The sequence below is a fragment of the Schinkia acidoalkalinis genome (assembly GCF_054301215.1).
On record NZ_CP182573.1, the window covers coordinates 2,918,659 to 2,941,500 of the forward strand.

Below are 22,842 nucleotides of genomic sequence, written 5' to 3' on the forward strand. Positions count from 1 at the left end.
TGCTTCCTTTATTCTTCTTGATGCACTTCCATATACAACACCTGAATAAACTTCTTAATATTAATTCTTGCATGCCCACTTACATCGGGCTGTTTGCCCTGGAGTTCGAGCATTTTCATCCGTACTTGTGGAAAATCAAAATAGGCGCTCGCATAATGCTCAAAGGTGGGATTTGAAAAGTCATCTACTCCCAAGGAGGCAATATGTGTAAGGGACTGATGAATCGCGCGTCTTACCCTTTGCTCTGATGCTTTTGCTTCCTTTGTAATTTGTTCGCAATCTAAGGAGCCGAGCCTTTTTGAAGCAACTTCTTCAAAAAGATCCTTTAGAGGGGGAATTTCGGAATGACCTTCGAGTTCGTGCGCCTGTAATACTTCTAAAATATCCAATAAATCTTTATGTCCGCCTTCACTAAGAATTCCCAAGTCTAATAGGATATATTTAGCTGAGTCAGAAATCTTATTGACCCTCTGATGTGCGCTTCGGCTTGCAGGAACACCAAAGGTTGTTTTATTTAGCAGATTTAAGGACTGTTGAATGTTTTGAATAGAACGTTCAAGGAGAATTCGCTCCTTTACTTTTGTTAATACATTGATGACTTCGAGCCTATTAATAGGTTTGGTTATATAATATTCAATCCCAAGAGAATAGGCTTCCCCAATTAGCTCTTTTATTTCTACTTGGGAAATCATAACGACCTTCCCTTGAAAAGCGGGTCCAATTTGACGGATTGTTTCAATTCCATCACGCTTTGGCATTAATAAATCAATAATTAAAATATCAATGTTTTTGGCATTTAATAGAGGATCGGTTACTTCTATGCCATCATTCGCCTCCCCCTCTATCGTTCCCAATTGTTCCTCTTCTATAATATCGGTAAGCATCGCGCGGATGGATGCATCATCATCGGCAAGAAAAAATCGCAATTTATTTACCCTCTTTCCATTAATTGTTCAATCGGAAGCTGAATGATAAAGGAGGTATTCATAATACCTTCAGCGTTTTGTAACTGGATGCTACCATTTAAATGTCCAACTACATCTTTTACAAATGTTAAGCCAATGCCATTAGAGGCTATGCCGGTCTCATTATATTTTGTTGTAAATCCAGGTTCAAAAATCAACTCTTTATGCTTAGCGGCAATACCAGTTCCATCATCTGAAATTTCCATTACAAGTTGATCCTCCATTTTTGAAATAGATAGTGAGATATGTCCTATTGCTTTGCAGGCTTCAACTGCATTGGATACAAGATTATTAATAATGGAAAGGAGCAGAAAGGTGTGATAAGGCTCGTGCTCCCCCTTTATATCAACAGCAAATTCAATCGTCTTTCCTAAGACCTGAGCATAACGCTGATTCGTAGTTACGATGATGGCAACAATCTCTGCCAACGTCATAAAATCATTAAGATTTTCCTTTTCCATTAATTTTGATAAACCAGCATGTACCCGTTGATTGTCCTTTTTTATTTCATGAACCTGGCCGGCAATCGCAAGTACTGAGGTTGTAAAAGAATTGCTAGGGTAGGCTTCTTTCATATTTCTATATAAGTTGTAACAGGCTTGCGTAACCTCTTCGGCATTTTTCATAGATTTCTTTAGTTGAATACTTTCGACATATAAATTAGAAATGTGCATTAGCAAATGCTCATTTCTTTTCCTTTGCTCTTCTTCAGCAAGTTTGGCTTCACGAATAATAATAATGTTGAAAAAACCTAGTACAAAAAAACTCCGAAAAATTGCAATCATTCCTATTACCATAAAGTTTTGGAAAGTTAAAGGGTTGTCAGAAAAAAGTGACCGCATGGCAATTTCCATTAGGCTTGAGGCTATTTCAATAACAACCCCAAGAACTCCGATAAAGAAGGGTCTATCGTAAAATGTTTTGACTTTTAATAGAAGAAATAAACAAGCAAAAGTCATGTAATAGAAAAAGACTGGAACATGTAATGGAATTGCTTCATTCCATAAGAACGGGTCATTCCATAGTGCTTCAAGAAGAATGCGAAAAAGAACAACACTGTTTCCAACAATAAAACCTGCCAGCACAGGATGAATCTTTTTCGACCAAAGCAAAAAAAGAAAAAACACTGGTGTCCCAAGACTCACCCGCAGGTCGCCTGTAAAAGGATAAAATTTAAATTCTCCTGCAAGCGGCACACTAATAGCCATGATTAGGTATATGAATAGTTTTTCTCTCATGATATTTTCCCTCAGTTTCTACCATCTACGTATATTTTAATGAATTATCAGTTGGATAGCTTTTTTAAATATGACATTTTTTTGGACAGTTTATACATATTGAGGCTTTTTGTAGTTTTTTGTAGGGCGGTTGTTATCTTTTAAGTGTAATAAAGATAGTAATTCCTTAGCAATATTTAACTTAAGTACAGATAGGAGGGAAAAACGATGTTCTGGGTTCAATTTATTATTCTGTTAGCTTGTATATTTATCGGTGCTAGGCTTGGTGGTGTCGGCCTTGGAGTAATGGGTGGCGTCGGCTTAGCGATTCTTGTGTTTGGGTTTGGACTAGAGCCAACTTCTGCACCAATTGACGTTATGCTTATGATTTTAGCGGTTATTACTGCAGCAGGATCCTTGCAGGCATCAGGTGGTATGGAGTATCTTGTTTCAGTGGCTGAAAAAGCTCTAAGAAAAAATCCAAAGCGAATTACCTTCATGGCACCAATTATTACTTACTTGTTTACATTATGTGCCGGAACCGGACACGTTGCATATTCTGTATTACCGGTTATCGCCGAAGTCTCAAGGGAATCTGGTGTAAGACCTGAAAGACCGATGTCAATTGCCGTTATTGCTTCACAGCAAGCGATTACTGCAAGTCCAATCTCTGCAGCAACTGTTGCAGTACTTGCACTTTTAGCAGATTTTAAAATTACTCTAGCGGATATCTTACTGATCTGTATTCCATCAACATTTATCGCATGTATGATTGGCGCTTTTGTTGTAAGTAAAATGGGCAAAGAGCTTCCAGATGATCCAATTTATTTAAAACGTTTAGAAGAAGGCCTTGCGCCGATTCAAAAGGATAAAAAAGCATTTGTCGCTACTAAAGGTGCGAAGCTTTCAGTTGTATTATTCCTATTAGCTGTAGTTTTCGTTGTTCTCCTTGGTTCATTTGAAAATTTAAGACCAGGCTGGACGATTGATGGAGTATATACTCGAATGGGAATGCCTGTAGCAATTGAAATAGTGATGTTAACCATTTCTGCACTTATTATTATCTTATGTAAACCAAATGTTGAAGAAATTGTTTCAGGCAGTGTCTTTAAAGCAGGAGCCACAGCTGTTGTGGCCATCTTTGGTATCGCATGGATGGGTGATACATTCTTTAAGGGAAATGCCGAATTTATTAATAACTCTATTTCTGATTTAGTAACAGCGGCCCCTTGGTTATTCGCAGTAGCATTATTTGCACTTTCAATCTTGCTATATAGCCAAGCTGCAACAGTTCGTACATTAATGCCGCTAGGTGTGACACTTGGAATTAATCCAGCGTTATTAATTGCCATGTTCCCGGCAGTAAACGGATACTTCTTTATTCCAAACTATCCAACTGTCGTAGCTGCAATCAACTTTGACCGCACAGGAACAACTAGGATTGGCAAATATATTTTAAACCATAGCTTCATGGTGCCTGGTTTAGTTGCAACGGTTGGTGCCATTGCAATCGGTATTTTGATCAGCTCCTTCGTTCTATAAGTAATGATATATTTACAATTATCGCTAATTACTGAAAATTAAAACATAATTTTATAACTAGATTATAAAAATAATAGGAGTATAATGAAGGTGTAAATACTTCCGGTTTGATTAATATAGTTTTTTAACTATAAATGTTAAGGGAGAGAACTCTAATGGGAACAAACAAACAATTTCGTTTAGAACATGATTTTCTTGGAGAAAAAGAAGTACCAGTCAATGCTTATTATGGTGTTCAAACCATGCGTGCAATTGAAAACTTCCCAATTACAGGGTATAGAATAGATGAAGCGTTAATTAAAGCAATGGCCATCGTTAAAAAATGTGCAGCCCTTGCAAATAGTGAAATCGGACAACTTGATGAGAAGATTGCCAATGCGATTGTAAAAGCTGCCGATGAAATTATTGAAGGAAAATTACATGAGTATTTCATAGTTGACCCAATACAAGGTGGTGCGGGAACATCAATTAATATGAATACAAATGAAGTGATTGCTAATCGTGCATTAGAGATGATCGGTGAAGAGAAAGGGAACTACAAAATGATTAGCCCAAATTCACATGTGAATATGGCACAATCAACTAATGATTCATTCCCAACAGCGATTCACCTATCAACACTTGCAAGATTAGATCAACTTCTCCTAGTGATGGAAGGATTACATGCAGAGTTTTTAAGAAAAGCTGAAGAGTTTGATGATATTATCAAAATGGGTCGTACACACCTTCAGGATGCAGTACCGATTCGTTTAGGACAAGAATTCGAAGCCTATGCGCGTGTGTTAAGACGTGACATTACTCGTATCAGCAGAACTCGCGAAAATTTACTTGAAGTGAATATGGGTGCTACTGCCGTTGGAACAGGCTTGAATGCTGATCCTGATTACATTGAAAAGGTAGTAGGTTACCTTGCGAAATATAGTGGCCAATCTATAAAGGGCTCTCAAAACCTAGTAGATGGAACACAAAACACAGATTGCTATATGGAAGTATCTGCAGCACTCAAAAACTGTATGATTAATATGTCCAAAGTAGCAAACGATTTACGAATGATGACTTCTGGTCCACGTTGTGGTTTCGGAGAAATCAACTTGCCTGCACGTCAACCAGGATCTTCAATCATGCCAGGTAAAGTAAATCCAGTAATGGCTGAAGTATTAAACCAAAGTGCATTCCAGGTAGCTGGCAACGATTTAACAATTACATTGGCTTGTGAAGCAGGTCAATTCGAATTAAACGTTATGGAGCCAGTCATTGTCTTCAACTTATTACAGTCAATTAAAGTAATGACAAACGTATTTACTGTCTTCCGCCAATATTGTTTAAGCGGAATTACAGCAAATAAAGAAAGAATGCAAGACTATGTGAATAATAGTGTTGGTATCATAACAGCTATTAACCCACATGTTGGTTATGAAACAGCTGCTTCTATTGCTAGAGAAGCAATCCTAACAAAACGCCCTGTAAGAGAAATCGTTCTTGAAAGAGGCGTACTAACAGTTGAAGAAATTGATACAATCTTACAACCATTTGAAATGACACATCCAGGCATCGCTGGGAAAGAAATTTTAGATGAGCATCATCAAGAACAAAAAAATAACAATCTTGTTACAATTTGAACAAAGTAAAGCAGGAGGCTGTTCCCTTTTGGGAGCAGTCTCATTTTTTGTGTATATATTTTCTAGTATGATTTTCTTTATAAATTAACTAAAAATTTGTATAATTAAGAAAATACTAGAAATGGGGATGAAATAATGGGGGAAAATGTAAATAAAAAAAAGATAACGTATTTAAACAGTGAAACAGGTAAAAAATTAACGACAGCGGTCGAGACGGATGAAACAGGATCACAATTGGAAAACTATGTGAATGTCCGCAACAAGCTGCTGACATTAGTCATGATGGAAGTACAAAATGATGTTACCAACCGTAGGGACTTCGACGTAGCCGTCGATAAAATTCACGATGAATTTAAAGCTAAATTTGAGCATTTAAACGACCCTAACCTTTTGAATTTATTGGATCATGTCATTCAGGATATAAGAAAAATTGAGTTTCAGGTGCATGATTAAGTAAGTGGAATTTCAATAATTTTAAATAATGGGAAAATTTATATTGACAATCGGAATACTTGGATTTAATATAAAATTACATTACAACACAACTTCATAATTAACTTATCAAGAGCGACTGAGGGAACAGGCCCAATGACGTCCGGCAACCTCCATAATGGAACGGTGCTAACTCCTGCAGAATGATTTCATTCTGAAAGATAAGGTGGAAAATGACATTGTCTAATTAAACCTCTTTCATAATGAAAGAGGTTTTTTAATTAATTAAATAAGTGGGAGGAGTGGATTTGTTTGTCATTAAATACACGAATTGACAAGCAGGTAATTGAAAAAATTATTCATACATTAGAAAATTTAGAGTTTGGAACCGTTCAAATTACTGTTCATGATTCACAGGTGACACAAATTGAAAAAGTTGAAAAACATCGCTTTTCCCTACAAAAAAGCAAAAGTTCAAGCAAACATGAAAAATAAGTGGATAAAACTTAATACTTGCCGATCGGACAGCCGAAGGCTCCTTTAGTTTTCTTGTACGTATTTACGTGCTAAAACTTAAGGGGCTTTTTTGTTGTCTTAAAGCTCTTAAAGCCTCTTACAAAATAAAAGAATGGGGTGGAAATTTTGATTGAGATTAAAAACCTAGTCAAAAGTTATCATTCAAAAAAAGGTATAGTAGTAGGCGTTGACCACGTCTCACTTAAAATTGAAAAAGGAGAAATCTTTGGCATTATTGGGTACAGTGGTGCTGGTAAAAGTTCACTTCTACGCTGTTTAAACTTATTGGAGAAACCAACAGCTGGTGAAATTTTTATAGAGCAGGTAGAGCTTACATCGTTAAATAAGGCAGAACTGCGAAAAGCAAGGATTAAGATCGGTATGATTTTTCAACATTTCTGCCTAGTAAGTTCGAAGACAGTGTTTGAAAATGTAGCATTTGCGTTAAAAGCTGCACAAAGGTCAAAGACTGAAATCAGTGGTCGCGTCTTGGAGCTCCTAAGGATGGTAGGTCTTGAGGATAAAAAGGATGCCTTTCCATCACAATTAAGCGGCGGTCAGAAGCAACGTGTCGCTATTGCCAGAGCACTGGCAAATGAACCACATGTTCTACTTTGTGATGAGGCAACATCAGCATTAGATCCAACAACGACGAAGGCAATTCTAAAGCTATTAAAAAAGATTAATGAAGAGCTTGGCTTAACGATTGTTCTGATTACCCATGAAATGGAAGTGGTAAAGGAAATCTGTGACAGGGTAGCAGTTATGCAGGATGGAAAGGTCATTGAAGAAGGGACAGTATATGAAGTATTTGCAAATCCGAAACAGGCATTAACAAAAGACTTTATTAATACGATTTTACAATTTGATTTGCCGGATCGTCTGATTGCCAATAAAAAAGGGAAGATTGTCAAAATCATTTTTAAAGGGACCGTTGCCGAGGAATCAATTGTGTCTGATATGCTTCAAAAATATAAAATCAAGGGAAATATTCTGCATGGGAAAATTGAATATATTAAGGAAATACCATTGGGTATCTTCATTATCGAAGTAACAGGTGAAGCAACTGAAATCGAGCGCGCCCTTGAATTTATTAAAACGCGTGTTGAGGTATTGGAGGTGTTCGGTTATGCTGCTTGATTCTATGATTACTCTATTACCGGAATTGAATAAGGCCTTCTTTCAAACGATTTATATGGTAGCCATTTCTTTAACCGTTGCAATTGCAGGAGGATTGCCATTAGGTTTGCTTTTATTTGTCACAGATCGGGGTTTATTTTTAGAAAATGCCCCCATTCAATCATTCGTGGGGATTCTTGTTAATATTGTTCGTTCCATTCCCTATATTATTTTGCTTGTCGCCTTATTGCCGTTCACAAAGCTGATAACAGGAACAACAATTGGACCCACAGCAGCCTCCGTTTCATTGTCTGTTGCGGCAATACCCTTCTTTGCAAGAATTGTAGAGGCATCATTGCGTGAAATCGATAAGGGGGTGATTGAAGCCGCTGTGGCAGTTGGTGCAACACCTTGGATGATTATTAAGGATGTATTATTGCCAGAAGCAAAGCCGAGCATCATTCAAGGACTGACGCTTACGACTATTAGTCTAGTTGGCTATTCTGCAATGGCCGGTATTGTAGGCGGTGGCGGTATTGGTGATTTGGCAATACGATTTGGCTATTACCGTTATGACAACACCGTAATGGTAACAACGATAGTGATTTTAATCGTGCTTGTACAATTTGTTCAATTGGGGGGCGATAAAGTCGCAAGGATTGTAGATAAACGCTAATAAACCAAGTAAGAATATAAATTTAATGTAAATTAATGAATGGAGGGTTAATGATGAAGAATTTTAATAAACAAGTTGTTTTACCATTGTTGGCGCTTGTACTGCTTTTAAGTATCTTATCAGCTTGCGGGTCAAGTGGTGCGGAAAATAAGGCAGTCAGTGGGGAAAAAGCAGAGGATAGTAAGGAACTAAAAATAGGTGCAACCGTTGGTCCATACAGCGATATGGTTAGTAAAGCTATTAAACCAATTTTGGAACAAAAAGGCTATAAGGTAGAGGTTGTAGAGTTCAGCGATTACATCCAACCGAATATAGCTCTTGGCAATGGGTCATTGAACGCGAATTTGTATCAGCACAAAATCTATATGGAGACCTTCGCAAAAGACAATCAATTAGATCTATCAGAAGTGTTGCCAGTACCTACGGTGCCAATGGGGATTTACTCTAATAAATATAAAACCCTTGATGAGGTGAAGGAAGGGAGCACAGTTGCCATTCCCAATGATCCTACGAATCTTGCAAGGGCGCTCTTAATCTTACAAGATGTTGGTCTCATAAAATTTGATGAAAACGCCAATGCACTGACTGTTTCCGAAAAAGATATTATCGAAAATCCAAAGAATCTAGTGTTTCATCCAATTGAAGCTGCACAATTACCACGCTCTTTAGAGAGCACAGACCTATCCGCCATAAATGGGAATTTTGCATTAGCGGCAGGGCTTCGCTTACAAGATGCGCTTCAACTTGAGAACATTCCTGCGGATTACTTGAATCTTGTTGTTGTCAATACAAAGGATTTAGAAGCTCCATTTGTTAAGGATATTCGTGAGGCAGTAGAATCAGCCCAGTTTGAGAAAGTAATTGATGAACAATTCCAAGGGTACAGTAAACCGGATTGGATGAAAAAACAATGACAAAAATACATTTTGAAACAAAAAACCGGATTGCCATTCTCACTATTGATGCACCGCCGGTGAATGCATTGGACGAAGAAGTATTATTGCAGTTGTCAAGTGCTTTAGATGGAATCAATAGTGAGATCGATGTTGTTATTATTTCGGGAGCAGGAGAAAAAGCTTTTGTAGCAGGTGCAGATATTCGTGAATTTCCATCTCTAAATAGCGAATCTGGAGAAGCACTGTGTAGACGAGGACAAAGCATTTTTACCAAACTTGAGAATTTGCCACAGCCTGTCATAGCTGCCATCGATGGTTTTGCATTGGGAGGTGGTTTGGAGCTTGCGCTTGCCTGTGACTTTAGAATCGCCGCGACTAAATCTACATTTGGATTTCCAGAAGTAAAGCTTGGAATCATTCCAGGATATGGTGGAACACAAAGACTAGCACGGCTTATTGGCATCGGGAAAGCAAAACAGATTATTTATTCCGGAGAGTTTTTCACAGCAGAAGATGCTTATCGCTTTGGCCTTGTAGAAGAAATTACAGAGGGACCTGCGCTTGATAAGGCCACAGAATGGGCTGAAAAAATTACCAGAAGAGGACCGTTAGCTGTTGCACACGCAAAAAATGCTATTACGACTGGAATTGATTTGCCTTTACAAGCAGGCCTTGAATTGGAAGCCCGTTTATTTGGGGAATTATGTGATACAGCTGATAAAAATGAAGGTGTAACAGCCTTCCTAGAAAAAAGACAACCAAATTTTATAAAAAGATAGGAGATATGAACAATGACTAAAAAAATCGCAGTAATTGGATTTGGGACAATGGGATCGGGAATTGCCCAAGTATTTGTTGAGGGAGGCTATCAAGTTGTTGCCCTGGAAAAGGAAGATGAGTTTTTTACACGTGGTTTCAAACATATTCAGAAAAACTGGGAGCGGGCGATTGAAAAGGGCAGGCTGGATGGGAAAAAGAAAACACAATTTGAGCAGCTGCTAACATTAACAACAAATTGGCAGAAATTAAAAGATGTTGATTTTATTATTGAAGCGGTCAGTGAAAATATTGACTTAAAAAAGAATATCTTCAAAGAAATGAATCACATTGTCAGTGAAGAAGTGATCATTGCCAGCAATACATCAGGACTTAGTATTACGGAAGTTGCGAGTGTCGTCAAAAATCCTTCGCGTGTCATTGGCTGCCACTTCTTTAACCCGGTACCTGTAATGAAGCTCGTTGAATTAATTCGCGGCTATGATACGAGTGAACAGACGTATGAGAAGACGAAGGAGATTGTTTTATCACTTGGAAAAGAGTCCATTGAGGTAAATGAATCACCATTGTTTGCAGTTAACCGAATTTTAGTTCCGATGATCAATGAAGCAATTTTTGTACTGCAAGAAGGGGTGGCAAGTGCAGAGGATATTGATCGGGGAATGAAGCTCGGCGCCAATCATCCTATTGGTCCTTTAGCATTAGCCGATTTAATTGGGCTTGATACTTTATTATTTGTTCAAGATTCGCTCTATGAAAATACGCAAGACTCCAAATATAGATCAGCCCCATTGTTGAGGAAATTGGTAAGAGCAGGTCATCTCGGCCGCAAGACAGGGAAAGGTTTTTTTGAATATAAATAAAAGGGTGGGAGTAGGATGAGTGTAACGATTGGTAGTTTAATAGATTGGTCTGCAGCAAATTTCCCGGAAAAGATTGCCCTTGTATATGATAGAAAAAATCAACAGTGGACCTATAATGAGCTTAGAGATAAAGTCAATCGCTTTGCTGGGGCATTGCAGAAATTAGGTGTGCAAAAAGGAAGTGTTGTCTCTACTTTTTTGTATAATACGAGCGAATTTGTCATTGCTCTCTTAGCCTCTGCAAAGCTCGGTGCAATTTTTAACCCAATTAATTACAGATTGACTGCACATGAGTTGCAGTACATCTTAAAGGATGCTGAATCGACGGTACTTTTATTTGAAGAAGCTGTTGCAGAAACCGTTCGAAAAACGGCTGAATTGGGAGTAAATGTTAACCAGTTTATATATGTTGATGAAAATGAGCCGCCTTTTTCACATAATTTTTATGAGCTCATCAATCAAAGTGTAGGCTATGAAACAGCTGCGGTCAGTGAAAATGATCCTTACATTATGATGTATACGAGCGGAACAACTGGTAAACCAAAAGGTGTGATCCACAAGCATCGTGATATGATCCATCACAATTTTTTAATGATGCAATGTCAGGGATTCACGAAGGAGGATATTGGACTTACCATTGCGCCTTTAAATCATACGGCAGAGCTTCATACTTCGTTTTTACCGAGGTTACAGGTAGGGGCCACCAATGTTCTGCTTCATCATTTCGATACGGAGCTTGTTTTGAAAACATTGGAAGATGCAAAGATTACCCATATGTTTGCTGCTCCAACCATGGTGAACATGCTTTTAAATGATGATGATTTTGATAAATATGATCTATCGAAGCTAAGATTATTAGGCTACGGTGGCGCATCCATGGCACCTGTCCTGATAAGGGATTTTCAAGCAAGAACAAACGCTGGACTTGTGCAAATGTTCGGGACGACTGAAATGGGTCCGGTAATGTCGGTTCTATACAGTGATGAACAATTACAAAAGGCCGGATCGGCAGGTAAGGCTATTTTAACGCATGAAGTGCGGATTGCAAGAATAAAACATAATGGACCGACACATCCTGATGACTTATGTGATATTGGAGAAGTCGGAGAAATTTTAGTAAAGGGACCTTGCGCCATGGAGGGCTATTATAAACGTCCGGAAGCAACAAAAGATGCGCTCGCCTATGGCTGGTATCATACAGGTGATTTAGGATCACTTGATGAGGAAGGTTATATTTGGATTCGCGACCGCATCGATCACATGATTAACTCGGGTGCGGAAAATATTTACCCGCGGGAGGTAGAAGATCAACTATTAGAACATCCCGAAGTACTTGAAGTTGCCGTAATCGGTGAGCCGGATCCAAAATGGGGACAAATTGTTGTCGGCCATGTAGTTTTAAAACAAGGCAGTCAACTAACGGCAAACGACCTTGATCAGTTTTTAGTAAATGGGGAAAAACTAGCACCGTATAAACGACCGAGAAAATATCGGTTTTTAGATAGCCTGCCGAAAACACCAAGCGGGAAGATTCAAAAATTTGCACTGGAAAAAAAGTCTGAACAAATTGTATAGAAGGAGGTTCAACCATGCTTTTTCAATTACCGCAAGACTATCAAGAAATTAAGGAAAGTATCCATCGACTTGCACAGGAAAAAATCAAACCCCGCGCCAATGAAATTGATGAAGCCGGCGAATATCCAATGGATATTAAAGAACTGTTGGCTGAGTACGGCTACCTTGGTGCAAATATTCCAGAGGAATATGGTGGGTCAGGTCTAGACCTGTTAAGCTTCTGTATAATTGTTGAGGAGATTGCCCGTGTTTGTGCATCTTCTTCACAGGTTGTCGTTGTTCAGGAGCTAGGTACGTTGCCTATTTTGATTGGGGGTTCAGAGGATCTGAAAAGAAGATATCTCCCAGATGTAGCCTCCGGCAAAAAGATTGCGGCTTATGCGCTTACAGAACCAAATGCCGGCTCCGACGTACAAAGCTTAAAAACGTACGCCAAAAAGGATGGCGATGATTATGTTATTAATGGGCAAAAAATCTTTATCTCAAATGGCAATGTTGCCGACTTTTATACGGTATTTGCTAAAACTGAGAAGGGGATTACCGCCTTTGTTGTCGATCGTCATACCCCGGGATTAGAGGTTGGTAAGCTCGAAAAAAAGCTGGGCATTAAAGGCTCTCCGACAGCACAGCTATATTTTGAAAATTGCCGGGTACCTGCTCGTAATATTATCGGTGAGGAAGGTCAGGGTTGGCTTTTAGCCATGAAGACGTTTGATAAATCGAGGCCAACAGTGGCGGCTCAGGCCTTGGGAATAGCTCAAGGAGCACTTGATGTTAGCTTAGCCTATATTGCTGAAAGAGAACAGTTTGGCAAGAAAATTAGCTCGTTTCAAGGCATCCAGTTTACGGTGGCCGATATGGCATCGCAAATTGAAGCGGCGCGTGGACTTGTTTATCAAGCAGCTGCTAAGGTTAATGATGTAGCTGTGGAAGGCAAAAATCCGGAGGTTACAAAGTTATCATCCATGGCGAAGCTATATGCCTCCGATGTGGCAATGAAGGTAACCGTCGATGCTGTTCAATTACTGGGCGGGTATGGCTATACACATGAATACTCCGTTGAGCGAATGATGCGTGACGCAAAAATCACCCAAATTTACGAAGGTACAAATCAGATCCAACGGATCATTATCGCCAAAAGCATATTGGCAGGTACTAAATAATGGCCATTTTAAAGCTTCTGTTTATTCACGGTGCAGGTGCAACAAGGAGTAAGTGGAGAAAACTAAAAGAGGGGCTTGATCGTTCAGGAGTTCCTTATAGTTTCATAGATTTACCGGGACATGGGCAAGATACACAGGAGGTTCCTGAAAGCATTGAGGAATTTGCATATATAATAAGGAAAGAAATAGGAGAAGATACCATTATCATCGGTCATTCAATGGGTGGTTTAATCGGCATAGAAGTTGCTGCAGGAAACCCTTACATAAAAGGTCTTATACTAGTTGGCAGCCATTATGAGCTGCCCGTTCACCCAAAAGTGTTAGACAATTTATCTTCTAGTACTAGTTTTCCTGAATCGTTTTTTAGGGCGTCCTATGCTCAAGATATTGACTATGGATTATTAGACGAGGAAAGAAATGAGCTGACTTATAATTCACAAGCAACCATTGTAAAGGACTTCATCAGCTGTGCGAATTATAAAAGTGGTAGAAAGAAAGTAAGTCAAATGGAAGTTCCAATCTTAGCTGTATATGGTACAGAGGATCGGTTAATTCCAAACACTGCCGAGGAAGACATGCTGGCAATTGCAAGGAATATTACAACAATAAAAATAGAAGGGGCAGGTCATTATTTGAATGTGGAAAAAGGCGAGGGATTGTTAGAGGTAATAATTTCCTTTTATAAATGTATTTAATTAGACAGAGTAGTCCTTCATCGCAAAGATGAAGGACTTTTTGCGTTGCCTATCCCAGTTTGATATTCTCGTGCAGCTGTAGTGCTACTTGTAATGACTGGTCAATATCAGCAATCAAATCATCTACATGTTCGAGCCCGACCGAAAGTCTTAAAAGACCATCTGTTATTCCTCGCTTTTCTCTTTCTTCTTGAGGCATTGCTGCATGGGACATTCTTGCGGGATAAGAAAGAATGGATTCAACAGCACCGAGACTTACAGCGAAAACAGGGATTCGCATATGTTCAACGAATACTTTTGCCGTTTCTCTATCAGGTAAGCGAAATGACAGGACGGCTCCGAATCCCTTTGCTTGTTTGCATTGAATATCATGCCCTGGGTGAAAAGGGAATCCAGGATAAAACACTTCCTCAACAAGTGGGTGTTCATGTAAATAGGCTGCTAATTTTAGTGCAGATTCAGATGATTGTTTGAGGCGGACTCCTAATGTTTTAATTCCTTGAAGTAACCGATAGGAATCCTCTGCGCCTAAAATGGCCCCAAAGGAATTTTGGATAAATGCCAGCTCTTCTCCTAGTTGCTCATTCTTTGTTACTGCCAAACCAGCAATAATATCGCTATGGCCAGATAAGAATTTAGTGGCACTATGGAGTACAACATCTACACCTAAATGCAGCGGGTTTTGATACAACGGTGTCATAAAGGTGTTGTCTAAGAATGTTAAGCAGTTGTTTGCTTTTGCAATTTTAACTACTTCTTCAATATCCGTAATGTTTAAGCATGGATTTGAAGGAGTTTCAATATAAATGACCTTGGTATTGGGCTGTATCGCTTTTTCAATTTCATTTAAGTCAGTCATATCTACAAAAGTATGGTTGATCTTGAATCGATTTAATACTTTTGTTATAAACCGGTACGTTCCCCCGTAAACGTCTTCGGAAATGACGACATGATCACCAGCAGAAAGCAGCATAAAAGCAGAGGAAATGGCCGCCATACCTGATGCAAAGGCAAATCCTTTTGTTCCGCCTTCCAGTTCGGTAATTTTTTGCTCAAGAGCCTGCCGTGTTGGGTTTCCGGAGCGGCTATAATCAAATGGTCCAAAATGATCAAAGTTTGATTGGTGAAAGGTAGATGATGCATAAATCGGCACGTTTACAGCACCTGTTTTTTGCTCAATGTCATCACTAAGGGAGCGGTGAATTAATTTTGTTTCGAAGTTGTCTTTGTACAGACTCATGCCTCAACATCCCCTTTTTCTAATTTCGAAAATACTTGACTTAGATCTGCTATTAAATCCTCGGCATTTTCAATACCAACGGAGAAACGTAAGAGCCGGTCACACACACCACGCCGTGTACGTTCTTCATATGGAATATCGGCATGTGTCTGCGTAGCGGGATAAGTAATAAAGCTTTCGACACCGCCAAGGCTTTCGGCAAATGTAATTAATTGAAGGTTTTTCAAAAACGGTGCCACCCATTTGCTTTCTTTTAAACGGAACGATAGCATGCCGCCCTTGCCGGGATATAAAACGTCGGTAACTAAAGTTTGATTAATCAAGTATTTAGCGATTTTTTTTGCATTTTCATCATGCTGCTTCATCCGTAAATGAAGTGTCTTTAACCCTCTGATTAATAACCAGGAATCAATGGGTGAAAGAATTGCACCGGAAGCGTTATGATTGTATGCTAACTTTTCACAAATGGCTTTGCCTTTCGCAACGACTAATCCCGCTAATACATCATTGTGGCCTCCGATATATTTAGTTGCACTATGAACAACGATATCTGCTCCGAATTCTAGTGGTCGTTGAAAATAGGGGGTTAAAAAGGTATTGTCAACAATCAGTAATAAGTTGTACTTATGGGCTAGAGCTGCGAGCTGTTTAATATCAATTTCTTGCATTAATGGATTCGTTGGAGTTTCGATAAAAATAGCTTTTGTATTTGGATTAATTAACTGCTCTAGTTTGTTGCTCCCACTAAATTCAGAATAGGTTGCTTTAATATCATAAGTATTTCTATATTGCTCAATCAAACGGTATGTACCGCCATAAATGTCCTCTGCAACTAGTAATTCATCACCTGTTTGGAATAGTGACAGAACAAGTTGAATCGCAGCCATCCCGGAGCTACAGGCATAACCCAAATCGCCAGCTTCTAAGCTCGCAATTCCTTCTTCCAAAATTGATCTGGTTGGATTTTTTGTACGCGTGTAATCATAACCTGTGGACACGCCAAGTCCTTCGTGCTGGTAGGCTGTTGATAAATAAATAGGTGGATTTACTGCACCTGTAGTTTGATCGCTTTTGTTCCCTATCTGTACTAGTTTTGTTTCAATCCTCTTATCCAACATGAAAATCATCCCTTTCCATATGATTAAGGGCAATAAAGAAAGGCCCTCTTATAAGAAGAAGGCCTCTAGTAACGGAAACATTCTTCTTATCTTTAAGGCATCTATCGCCTATTGGAATTAGCACCGTGCCCATTTTGGGCTGGTTGCTGAGACTTCATAGGGCCAATCCCTCCGTCTCTCTTGATAAGAATGAGTATGTAATTATTAATAATGTATTTTTTTTAATATTATTATTGATTCAAGAATAATACAAGAGAAATTTTGAAAAAATATCCCCATTTCTTTCTTATTTTTATTCGTAGTTTTTCGGTCGGAATAATTAGATTTTTTTCTTGACATCTGATTTTAATGCTAGTATCTTATAAATTAACATTGATTAATAGAGTTTTAAGTTTCTTATCAAGAGAGGTTGAGGAACTGGTCCAATGACACCTCAGCAACCTGTTTTATATGACAAGGTGCTAATTCCAGCAAGTGTAATGAACTTGGAAGATAAGAGGCGACTACTGTCGTAAAGCAGAGTCTCTTCTTATAGGAAGGGACTTTTTTCTTTAGGAAACCTTAAAATATTACATAGGGGGTATGAAATAAAGGGTTCATTTGTTATTAATTTTTGGAACATTTAAAACTATTTTAAAATAGAAAAGGAGATTAATAAGATGAAAAATAAAAAGTTATTAAATGTGATTGCAACAGGATTAGCAGTAGTAACACTCCTAGCAGGTTGTGGATCAAACGAATCGTCTAGTGCAAATGCTACTTCAAAAGCAAGTAATGATACGAAAGTAGTAAAAGTTAAAGTTGCCTATGACCAGGCATCAAAGCCGATGTCATGGTTAGATGAAAAAGGAAATCCAACTGGATATGATGTAGAAGCTATGAAACTAGTGGATGAGTTGCTTCCGCAATATGAATTTGAATATGTAGGGACGTCAAGTGATGATTTATTGGTTGGGGTGCAGCAAGGGAAATATCAGGTAGGTGTCAAAAATGCCTTCTTTACCGAAGAAAGAACGAAGAGCTTTCTTTATCCTAAAGAATTTCTTGGATTAAGTAGTACTGGACTCGTATTAAAGAAAGAAAACCAGAATATTAAGACCTTGTCAGACTTTGCATCAGCAGGATTTTCTTTAGCACCAATTGCTGCCAATAATGCTCAATATACTGTAATCGATGAATACAATAAGGCCCATCCTGATAATCAGGTTAAACTCGAAGCTGGTGATGCCTTTACAGTTGATGTTGTTCAATGGGTAAATGAAGGCCGTGTCGATGGCGGCGTTATCATTGAAGGGCAGTTTGATAAACAAGTAAAGGCGGAAGATGGTCCATATCATAACTTGGCCAATGATGTGGTTTACAATGAGTTTGCTGTTATCAAAACATGGCCTCTTTTTAACAAAAAAGAACAAAAGTTTGCAGATGCCTATGATGAAGCCGTCAAAAAATTGAAAGCTGAAGGGAAGCTAAATGAATTGAGCAAACAATTCTATGGCAGAGATTTGTTCGAAGTATTAGATAAAGCAGAAAAATAAACACGATTGCCTGGAAGAAAAGGGGAGATGAAACATGGAAAAATATTTTGATGCAACCTATATTGTAGATGCAATCCCTATGTTACTTCCATTTTTGAAAATGACGTTTTTCGTGGCAGGACTGTCTGTCGTATTGGGTACAATTTTAGGTTTAATCTTAGCTGTGATGAAACTATCTAGAAGTAAGATTGCTCAAAAAATTGCCCATGGCTATACAACCGTCTTACGGTGTACACCATCGATTGTCCTGCTGTTTCTTACTTATTATGGAATTCCAGCTATCGCAGAAAACTTTGGCGTAAATCTAAATGATATTGACACTGCCATCTTTGTTATTATTACTTTTACACTCCAATTCGGTGCTTTAATGTCTGAGGTTATTCGAACTGCCTATCAATCAATAGACCGGGGGCAATTTGAGGCTGCTGTCAGCGTTGGTTTAAGTGATTTTCAAGCATACAGGAGAATTATTTTACCTCAGGCATTTGTAGTAGCGTTGCCAAACTTCGGAAATAGCTTGCTTGAGCTGCTGAAAGAAGGGGCATTAGCATACACGATTGGATTGATTGATGTTATGGGAAAAGCAAATCTCATCATTGCTGCTAACCTGAATGCCCATGCATTAGAAATCTATATCGCGTTATCCATTATTTATTGGGTGTTATCGATCGCAATCGAACAACTATTCTTTACATTGGAAAAAGCCTTCAGTAAAGGAAAACAACTGATTAAAACAACGTAAGGTGGTGGGAAAGTGTCCGAGGGTCTAAACTATGAGTTTTTAATAGATACATTTTTTGTTGCATTGTCAGGAGTACCTACAGCACTTCTCATTACTGTGGTTGCCTTACTGATAGCACTGCCACTAGGATTTTTGTTGGCTTTAACAAGGATTAACAAAATCCCAGTTGTCCATCGTTTTGCCCAAGTTTATGTTTCATTTGTAAGAGGGACGCCTGTTATTGTCCAAATTTTCATTATCTATAACAGTGTTCCCCTCCTACTGGCATCAATATTTAAGGCATATAAGATTGAAATGAATGTGTATGATGTTAATCCGATATGGTATGCCTTTATCGTTTTTTCATTAAATACAACTGCTATTCTGATTGAAGTATTTCGTTCAGCGCTTGGTACAGTGAGCAAAGGGCAATTAGAAGCTGCCCAGTCAGTTGGGTTAAGCAATGTTCAGGCATTTAGACGAATCATTATTCCGCAGGTATTAGTGGTTGCTTTACCGAATATATGTACAGCCACCGTCAACCTAATTAAAGCAACATCGTTAGGATATGCCATGTCATTGAAAGAGATTACACTCAGAGCTCAAGTAGCTGCAAATGTCGGCTACAATTATATTGAGGCCTATATTGATATTTTTGTAGTATATTTAATCGTTTGTAGTTTAGTTGAGTATGCCTTTAAACTGTATGAAAAGCGCTTAACTTCATTCCGCAGAAGTGTAACGCTTCCATAGGTGGCGAGGTAATGGAGTTTGTTTATAAATTCAAATTCCGACTGAATGAAGTTAAAGCCTCCGGCGGATGCCTCAGATTTTTAGAGGTAATTTATCGAGCAAGCTCGATAAAAATCTGGGCGCAAATACACCGAGGTGTATTTGATCTAGTATAAAATGGCAAAAGCCTGAGGCACGAAGAGAGGTGGTTCGATGTTAGAGATTAAAAATATTCATAAGTCCTTTGGGAAAAATGAAATATTAAAAGGAGTCGACTTGAAAATCGATAAGGGTGATGTCGTCGTCATCCTTGGGCCAAGTGGCTCAGGCAAAACAACATTGCTGCGTTGCCTAAATTTTCTTGAAAAGGCAGATCAAGGCCATGCAAATTTTGGTGAGATTGATGTAAACCTTAAAACAGCATCGAGAAAAGAAATTCATGCCATTCGGCAGAAGGTTGCCTTTGTTTTTCAAAATTATAATTTGTTCAATAATAAAACAGCGCTAGAAAATGTAACAGAAGGACTTATTATTGGGCGGAAGATCCCAAAAACAGAAGCAATTAAGATTGGGAAAAATGCCCTCGATAAAGTTGGGCTATCTGAAAAATATAATTCTTATCCGAGTGAATTGTCAGGCGGCCAACAGCAAAGGGTCGGAATTGCCAGAGCAGTTGCCTTAAATCCTGACATTATTTTATTTGATGAACCAACATCTGCGCTGGACCCGGAATTAGTTGGTGAGGTATTAACAGTTATGAAAAATATCGCAAAAGAAGGGACGACAATGTTAGTTGTCACCCATGAAATGTCTTTTGCCAAGGATGTGGCGAATCGAGTCATCTTCATGGATGGGGGCGTGATTGTGGAAGAAGGCACACCGAAAGAAATTTTCACCCATCCAAAAGAGGACAGAACGCGGCAGTTCTTAAAGAGAGTCATTCCTGAAGATTTCACTTTTTACATCTAAAGTTTACAAATACTAAATCATAAAAGGGTGGATAAGCATATGTCAAAAAGAGAAAGACTGTTGAATGCATTTAATAATAAACCTGTGGACCGGGTACCAGTTGGATTTTGGTTTCATTTTCTTCCCGAAGAGGTCCATCACCATGGTTCGTCAAATCCAGCATTAATCGAACAAAGCATCACTCTTCATGAAAAATTTATAAAAGAAGTACAACCTGATTTTGTGAAAATTATGAGCGATGGCTATTTCCGTTATCCGAGTGATGTTTACGAAAATTTATATACTGCTGCTGATTTAAGAAATTTTAAGCCGGTAGGTAAAGAGCACCCATGGCTCCGGGGGCAGGTGGAACTAGCCAAAAAAGTAGTAGGCTTTTTAGATGATACAAGTGCATTTTATAACGTCTTTTCACCTGCAACCTTTTTGAGATTTGCCATTTCAGATGAAAAATTTGTTGAGTTATTTAGACAAGACCCGGAAGCGGTAGCCTTTGCGCTTGACGTAATCGCACAGGATTTAGCCCAATTATCGGAACTAGTCATTAATGAAGCGGGCTCAGAAGGTATTTACTTAAGTGTTCAAAATCCGCTGAATGGTGCATTGTCCTATGATGAATATCGTACATATATAACGCCGAGCGACAAGCTAGTGTTAAGCAGGGCAAACGAGGCAAGCGCTAATAATATTCTTCATTGCTGCGGCTATGCCGGCAACAAAAATAACCTGGCTGTATGGCAGGATTATGACGCAAAAGCAGTAAACTGGGCAGTAACAATTGAAAATGTTAGTCTTGCAGAAGGTAAGAAGCTTTTTGGCGGTAAAGCCGTTATCGGTGGATTCGATAACCGGCCAGGGAAATTATTGCATACTGGATCAAAAGAGGAAATCGAAGCATTTTCTGAGGATCTTATTGCAAAGGCTGGAAAAACAGGTGTTATTATTGGTGCTGATTGCTCTTTACCAAATGACATTGACTTTGAGAGAATTAAATGGGTGATAGATAAAGCAAGTATTCTGTAATATAAAACTATAAAACTACCAAATTCCGCTGGTTAGATGGTTCCAGCTTGGAAGTTGGTAGTTTTTTTGTGTATATATTTATTTTTGTGTAATAGCTTTATCCGCCAGCAATAAGATTGTTGCATCGTCCATTGGTGGGTTATGGAGGCCTGCACGGACATCACGGTAATACCGCTGCAAAGGATTCTTAGCTGATAAGCTTTGGGCTCCAACCACTCTCATTGCAAGATCCACAACTTTGATAGCGCTGTTTGTTACCGCAAGCTTCACCGCAGCTAATTCAGGTTTTAATTGATTCCGTTCTTCTTCACTTGAATGATCCCATTGTTTAGCAACCGAATAAAGAAAATGTCTCGCCCTCATTATTTCTAGCTCCATTTCCCCAATTTTTTGTTTTACATACGGTAGATCGACGATGGAGCCGATAATACTATTTGGGGAATAGTCCTTGGCAAAAGCAATCGCATAATCTTGTGCAGCTTGTGCGATTCCTAAGTAACATGCAGGGATATGAAGCAGCCACCCTGAAGCAGAATTTTTAGATTGCTCAACCCACTGAACAAGGTTGTCTTCTTGAATCATTACGTTATTTAGGATTAGATCATGACTCCCTGTTCCTTTCATAGCGATACTATCCCAGGTTTCTTTAATTTCTAGGCCAGGTGTTGACCTTGGAATCAAAAAGTACCCAACCTGCCCTGTCTCTTCAACAGTAGCCGTCACATTAAAGTAATCAAGCACAGGGGCCATTGTTGAAAATGTTTTCCGACCGTTAATTACCCAATGGTCGCCCTCTTTGACGGCAGTGGTTGTGGGCTTTCCGCCTCGGGTTGGGCTTCCTGTCTGTGGTTCAGAGGCACAAGTATTGATAAGTGCTCCTCTTTTTACGTTCTCGCACAATTCTTGGAATATGGATTCTTTCCATGAATTTTTTTCACCAAGGTCTTGGATAATCCCCATATGCCAGCCGATTGATAGAGCAGTTGCGCCATTACCTTTAGCAATATACTCTTGAAAGCGGACGAGATCGGAAAGAGAAATTCCTTCCCCACCATATTTTTTCGGGATGGTTAAGGCTGTGTACCCTGAGTCTTTTAACTCCGAAATATCTTCAAACGGAAAGCTTCCTTCCTGATCAATTTTAGCAGCTCTTAATAAAAAACGTTGTGATAACGTGTTCATGAACTCGAGCCTTTCATCCATTGTGCTTAGATCTTGAAACTTCATTTCGGTATCATTCCTTTATCATGATATAACGCTTATAATTTTAACTAAAATAGCAGTTATATAGCTTACTATTCTTATAGGATTTTATTTATTTATATATTTATTATATAACTTCTTTTCGTAACATTCCAATAATTACTGACGTAGAAAATTGGCAGTACTTGCTGATTCCCTTTTATTGCATGCAAATAGCAAAATTTCATAAAATTGTAATTTGTATTAAAC

At 38.7% G+C, this 22,842-nt stretch carries 22 protein-coding genes and 3 riboswitches; of the genes, 17 read left to right on the plus strand and 5 right to left on the minus strand.

The window, feature by feature from the left end; genetic code table 11:
* Window positions 1-8 precede the first annotated feature (8 nt).
* Both ACNQFZ_RS14785 and ACNQFZ_RS14790 read right to left on the minus strand, forming a co-directional pair.
* Window positions 9-926, minus strand: a complete 918-nt coding sequence (locus ACNQFZ_RS14785) for a response regulator (protein ID WP_458412099.1) — start codon at window positions 924-926, stop codon at window positions 9-11.
* A gap of 5 nt (window positions 927-931) precedes the next feature.
* Complete coding sequence (locus tag ACNQFZ_RS14790; RefSeq protein WP_458412100.1) at window positions 932-2,203, minus strand: ATP-binding protein; 1,272 nt, start codon at window positions 2,201-2,203, stop codon at window positions 932-934.
* Between the two features lie 207 nt (window positions 2,204-2,410).
* Here ACNQFZ_RS14790 and ACNQFZ_RS14795 point away from each other — a divergent pair, with 207 nt between their 5' ends.
* From ACNQFZ_RS14795 to ACNQFZ_RS14850, 12 genes are all read left to right on the plus strand, one after another.
* Window positions 2,411-3,724 carry an anaerobic C4-dicarboxylate transporter family protein gene (locus ACNQFZ_RS14795; RefSeq protein WP_458412101.1) on the plus strand — a complete coding sequence of 438 codons (1,314 nt, stop codon included), beginning with the start codon at window positions 2,411-2,413 and terminating at the stop codon, window positions 3,722-3,724.
* A gap of 155 nt (window positions 3,725-3,879) precedes the next feature.
* Window positions 3,880-5,343: an aspartate ammonia-lyase gene (aspA, locus tag ACNQFZ_RS14800; RefSeq protein ID WP_458412102.1), complete on the plus strand. Its 1,464-nt coding sequence runs from the start codon at window positions 3,880-3,882 to the stop codon at window positions 5,341-5,343.
* A 135-nt stretch (window positions 5,344-5,478) separates the two neighbouring features.
* Window positions 5,479-5,796 (plus strand): hypothetical protein, encoded by a 318-nt coding sequence (locus tag ACNQFZ_RS14805; RefSeq protein ID WP_458412103.1) that lies wholly within the window; start codon window positions 5,479-5,481, stop codon window positions 5,794-5,796.
* A 102-nt stretch (window positions 5,797-5,898) separates the two neighbouring features.
* A riboswitch (SAM riboswitch) is annotated at window positions 5,899-6,003 on the plus strand.
* Window positions 6,004-6,087: 84 nt separating this feature from the next.
* On the plus strand, window positions 6,088-6,270 hold the full coding sequence (locus ACNQFZ_RS14810) for a YezD family protein (RefSeq protein WP_458412104.1): 183 nt from the start codon (window positions 6,088-6,090) through the stop codon (window positions 6,268-6,270).
* Between the two features lie 147 nt (window positions 6,271-6,417).
* Window positions 6,418-7,431 (plus strand): methionine ABC transporter ATP-binding protein, encoded by a 1,014-nt coding sequence (locus tag ACNQFZ_RS14815; protein ID WP_458412105.1) that lies wholly within the window; start codon window positions 6,418-6,420, stop codon window positions 7,429-7,431.
* Window positions 7,421-8,086: a methionine ABC transporter permease gene (locus ACNQFZ_RS14820; RefSeq protein WP_458412106.1), complete on the plus strand. Its 666-nt coding sequence runs from the start codon at window positions 7,421-7,423 to the stop codon at window positions 8,084-8,086. Before ACNQFZ_RS14815 ends, ACNQFZ_RS14820 begins: the two co-directional genes overlap by 11 nt.
* A 50-nt stretch (window positions 8,087-8,136) precedes the next feature.
* Window positions 8,137-9,000 carry a MetQ/NlpA family ABC transporter substrate-binding protein gene (locus tag ACNQFZ_RS14825; protein ID WP_458412107.1) on the plus strand — a complete coding sequence of 288 codons (864 nt, stop codon included), beginning with the start codon at window positions 8,137-8,139 and terminating at the stop codon, window positions 8,998-9,000.
* Window positions 8,997-9,761, plus strand: a complete 765-nt coding sequence (locus ACNQFZ_RS14830; protein WP_458412108.1) for an enoyl-CoA hydratase/isomerase family protein — start codon at window positions 8,997-8,999, stop codon at window positions 9,759-9,761. The genes ACNQFZ_RS14825 and ACNQFZ_RS14830 overlap by 4 nt, the downstream gene beginning before the upstream one ends.
* A gap of 12 nt (window positions 9,762-9,773) precedes the next feature.
* Complete coding sequence (locus ACNQFZ_RS14835) at window positions 9,774-10,622, plus strand: 3-hydroxyacyl-CoA dehydrogenase NAD-binding domain-containing protein (RefSeq protein ID WP_458412109.1); 849 nt, start codon at window positions 9,774-9,776, stop codon at window positions 10,620-10,622.
* 15 nt (window positions 10,623-10,637) lie between these two features.
* Window positions 10,638-12,197, plus strand: coding sequence for a long-chain-fatty-acid--CoA ligase (locus ACNQFZ_RS14840; RefSeq protein ID WP_458412110.1), 1,560 nt, complete (start codon window positions 10,638-10,640; stop codon window positions 12,195-12,197).
* A gap of 14 nt (window positions 12,198-12,211) precedes the next feature.
* Entirely contained in the window at window positions 12,212-13,360 is a 1,149-nt protein-coding gene (locus ACNQFZ_RS14845) for an acyl-CoA dehydrogenase family protein (RefSeq protein WP_458412111.1), read from the plus strand.
* Window positions 13,360-14,055, plus strand: coding sequence for an alpha/beta fold hydrolase (locus ACNQFZ_RS14850; RefSeq protein ID WP_458412112.1), 696 nt, complete (start codon window positions 13,360-13,362; stop codon window positions 14,053-14,055). Before ACNQFZ_RS14845 ends, ACNQFZ_RS14850 begins: the two co-directional genes overlap by 1 nt.
* Before the next feature lie 49 nt (window positions 14,056-14,104).
* Here ACNQFZ_RS14850 and metC read toward each other — a convergent pair whose 3' ends face one another.
* Entirely contained in the window at window positions 14,105-15,295 is a 1,191-nt protein-coding gene (gene metC / locus ACNQFZ_RS14855; RefSeq protein ID WP_458412113.1) for a cystathionine beta-lyase, read from the minus strand.
* Entirely contained in the window at window positions 15,292-16,413 is a 1,122-nt protein-coding gene (locus ACNQFZ_RS14860; RefSeq protein ID WP_458412114.1) for a methionine biosynthesis PLP-dependent protein, read from the minus strand. The genes metC and ACNQFZ_RS14860 overlap by 4 nt, the downstream gene beginning before the upstream one ends.
* Before the next feature lie 83 nt (window positions 16,414-16,496).
* Window positions 16,497-16,603, minus strand: a riboswitch (SAM riboswitch).
* Window positions 16,604-16,806: 203 nt separating this feature from the next.
* Window positions 16,807-16,912, plus strand: a riboswitch (SAM riboswitch).
* 160 nt (window positions 16,913-17,072) lie between these two features.
* Between ACNQFZ_RS14860 and ACNQFZ_RS14865 the strand changes: the two genes are divergently transcribed.
* The 5 genes from ACNQFZ_RS14865 (at window position 17,073) to ACNQFZ_RS14885 (ending at window position 21,390) form a co-directional block, all read left to right on the plus strand.
* Entirely contained in the window at window positions 17,073-17,948 is an 876-nt protein-coding gene (locus tag ACNQFZ_RS14865) for a transporter substrate-binding domain-containing protein (RefSeq protein WP_458412115.1), read from the plus strand.
* A 34-nt stretch (window positions 17,949-17,982) separates the two neighbouring features.
* The gene (locus tag ACNQFZ_RS14870) at window positions 17,983-18,690 is read left to right on the plus strand and encodes an amino acid ABC transporter permease (protein WP_458412116.1); all 708 of its coding nucleotides are present in this window, start codon (window positions 17,983-17,985) and stop codon (window positions 18,688-18,690) included.
* A gap of 12 nt (window positions 18,691-18,702) precedes the next feature.
* A complete protein-coding gene (locus ACNQFZ_RS14875) occupies window positions 18,703-19,422 on the plus strand; it encodes an amino acid ABC transporter permease (protein WP_458412117.1) in 720 nt (239 codons plus the stop codon).
* Window positions 19,423-19,614: 192 nt separating this feature from the next.
* A complete protein-coding gene (locus tag ACNQFZ_RS14880) occupies window positions 19,615-20,370 on the plus strand; it encodes an amino acid ABC transporter ATP-binding protein (RefSeq protein WP_458412118.1) in 756 nt (251 codons plus the stop codon).
* A 39-nt stretch (window positions 20,371-20,409) separates the two neighbouring features.
* On the plus strand, window positions 20,410-21,390 hold the full coding sequence (locus ACNQFZ_RS14885; protein WP_458412119.1) for a uroporphyrinogen decarboxylase family protein: 981 nt from the start codon (window positions 20,410-20,412) through the stop codon (window positions 21,388-21,390).
* 78 nt (window positions 21,391-21,468) lie between these two features.
* Here the strand turns inward: ACNQFZ_RS14885 and ACNQFZ_RS14890 are convergent, their stop codons facing one another.
* Window positions 21,469-22,617, minus strand: a complete 1,149-nt coding sequence (locus ACNQFZ_RS14890; RefSeq protein ID WP_458412120.1) for an acyl-CoA dehydrogenase family protein — start codon at window positions 22,615-22,617, stop codon at window positions 21,469-21,471.
* Between the last annotated feature and the right edge of the window lie 225 nt (window positions 22,618-22,842).

Coding starts and splice junctions, on each gene's coding strand:
- ACNQFZ_RS14790 (WP_458412100.1), bottom strand. CDS start 2,203: ATGAGAGAAAAACTATTCATATACCTAATCATGGCTATTAGTGTGCCG.
- ACNQFZ_RS14795 (WP_458412101.1), top strand. CDS start 2,411: ATGTTCTGGGTTCAATTTATTATTCTGTTAGCTTGTATATTTATCGGT.
- aspA (WP_458412102.1), top strand. CDS start 3,880: ATGGGAACAAACAAACAATTTCGTTTAGAACATGATTTTCTTGGAGAA.
- ACNQFZ_RS14805 (WP_458412103.1), top strand. CDS start 5,479: ATGGGGGAAAATGTAAATAAAAAAAAGATAACGTATTTAAACAGTGAA.
- ACNQFZ_RS14820 (WP_458412106.1), top strand. CDS start 7,421: ATGCTGCTTGATTCTATGATTACTCTATTACCGGAATTGAATAAGGCC.
- ACNQFZ_RS14825 (WP_458412107.1), top strand. CDS start 8,137: ATGATGAAGAATTTTAATAAACAAGTTGTTTTACCATTGTTGGCGCTT.
- ACNQFZ_RS14830 (WP_458412108.1), top strand. CDS start 8,997: ATGACAAAAATACATTTTGAAACAAAAAACCGGATTGCCATTCTCACT.
- ACNQFZ_RS14835 (WP_458412109.1), top strand. CDS start 9,774: ATGACTAAAAAAATCGCAGTAATTGGATTTGGGACAATGGGATCGGGA.
- ACNQFZ_RS14840 (WP_458412110.1), top strand. CDS start 10,638: ATGAGTGTAACGATTGGTAGTTTAATAGATTGGTCTGCAGCAAATTTC.
- ACNQFZ_RS14845 (WP_458412111.1), top strand. CDS start 12,212: ATGCTTTTTCAATTACCGCAAGACTATCAAGAAATTAAGGAAAGTATC.
- ACNQFZ_RS14850 (WP_458412112.1), top strand. CDS start 13,360: ATGGCCATTTTAAAGCTTCTGTTTATTCACGGTGCAGGTGCAACAAGG.
- metC (WP_458412113.1), bottom strand. CDS start 15,295: ATGAGTCTGTACAAAGACAACTTCGAAACAAAATTAATTCACCGCTCC.
- ACNQFZ_RS14860 (WP_458412114.1), bottom strand. CDS start 16,413: ATGTTGGATAAGAGGATTGAAACAAAACTAGTACAGATAGGGAACAAA.
- ACNQFZ_RS14865 (WP_458412115.1), top strand. CDS start 17,073: ATGAAAAATAAAAAGTTATTAAATGTGATTGCAACAGGATTAGCAGTA.
- ACNQFZ_RS14870 (WP_458412116.1), top strand. CDS start 17,983: ATGGAAAAATATTTTGATGCAACCTATATTGTAGATGCAATCCCTATG.
- ACNQFZ_RS14880 (WP_458412118.1), top strand. CDS start 19,615: ATGTTAGAGATTAAAAATATTCATAAGTCCTTTGGGAAAAATGAAATA.
- ACNQFZ_RS14885 (WP_458412119.1), top strand. CDS start 20,410: ATGTCAAAAAGAGAAAGACTGTTGAATGCATTTAATAATAAACCTGTG.
- ACNQFZ_RS14890 (WP_458412120.1), bottom strand. CDS start 22,617: ATGAAGTTTCAAGATCTAAGCACAATGGATGAAAGGCTCGAGTTCATG.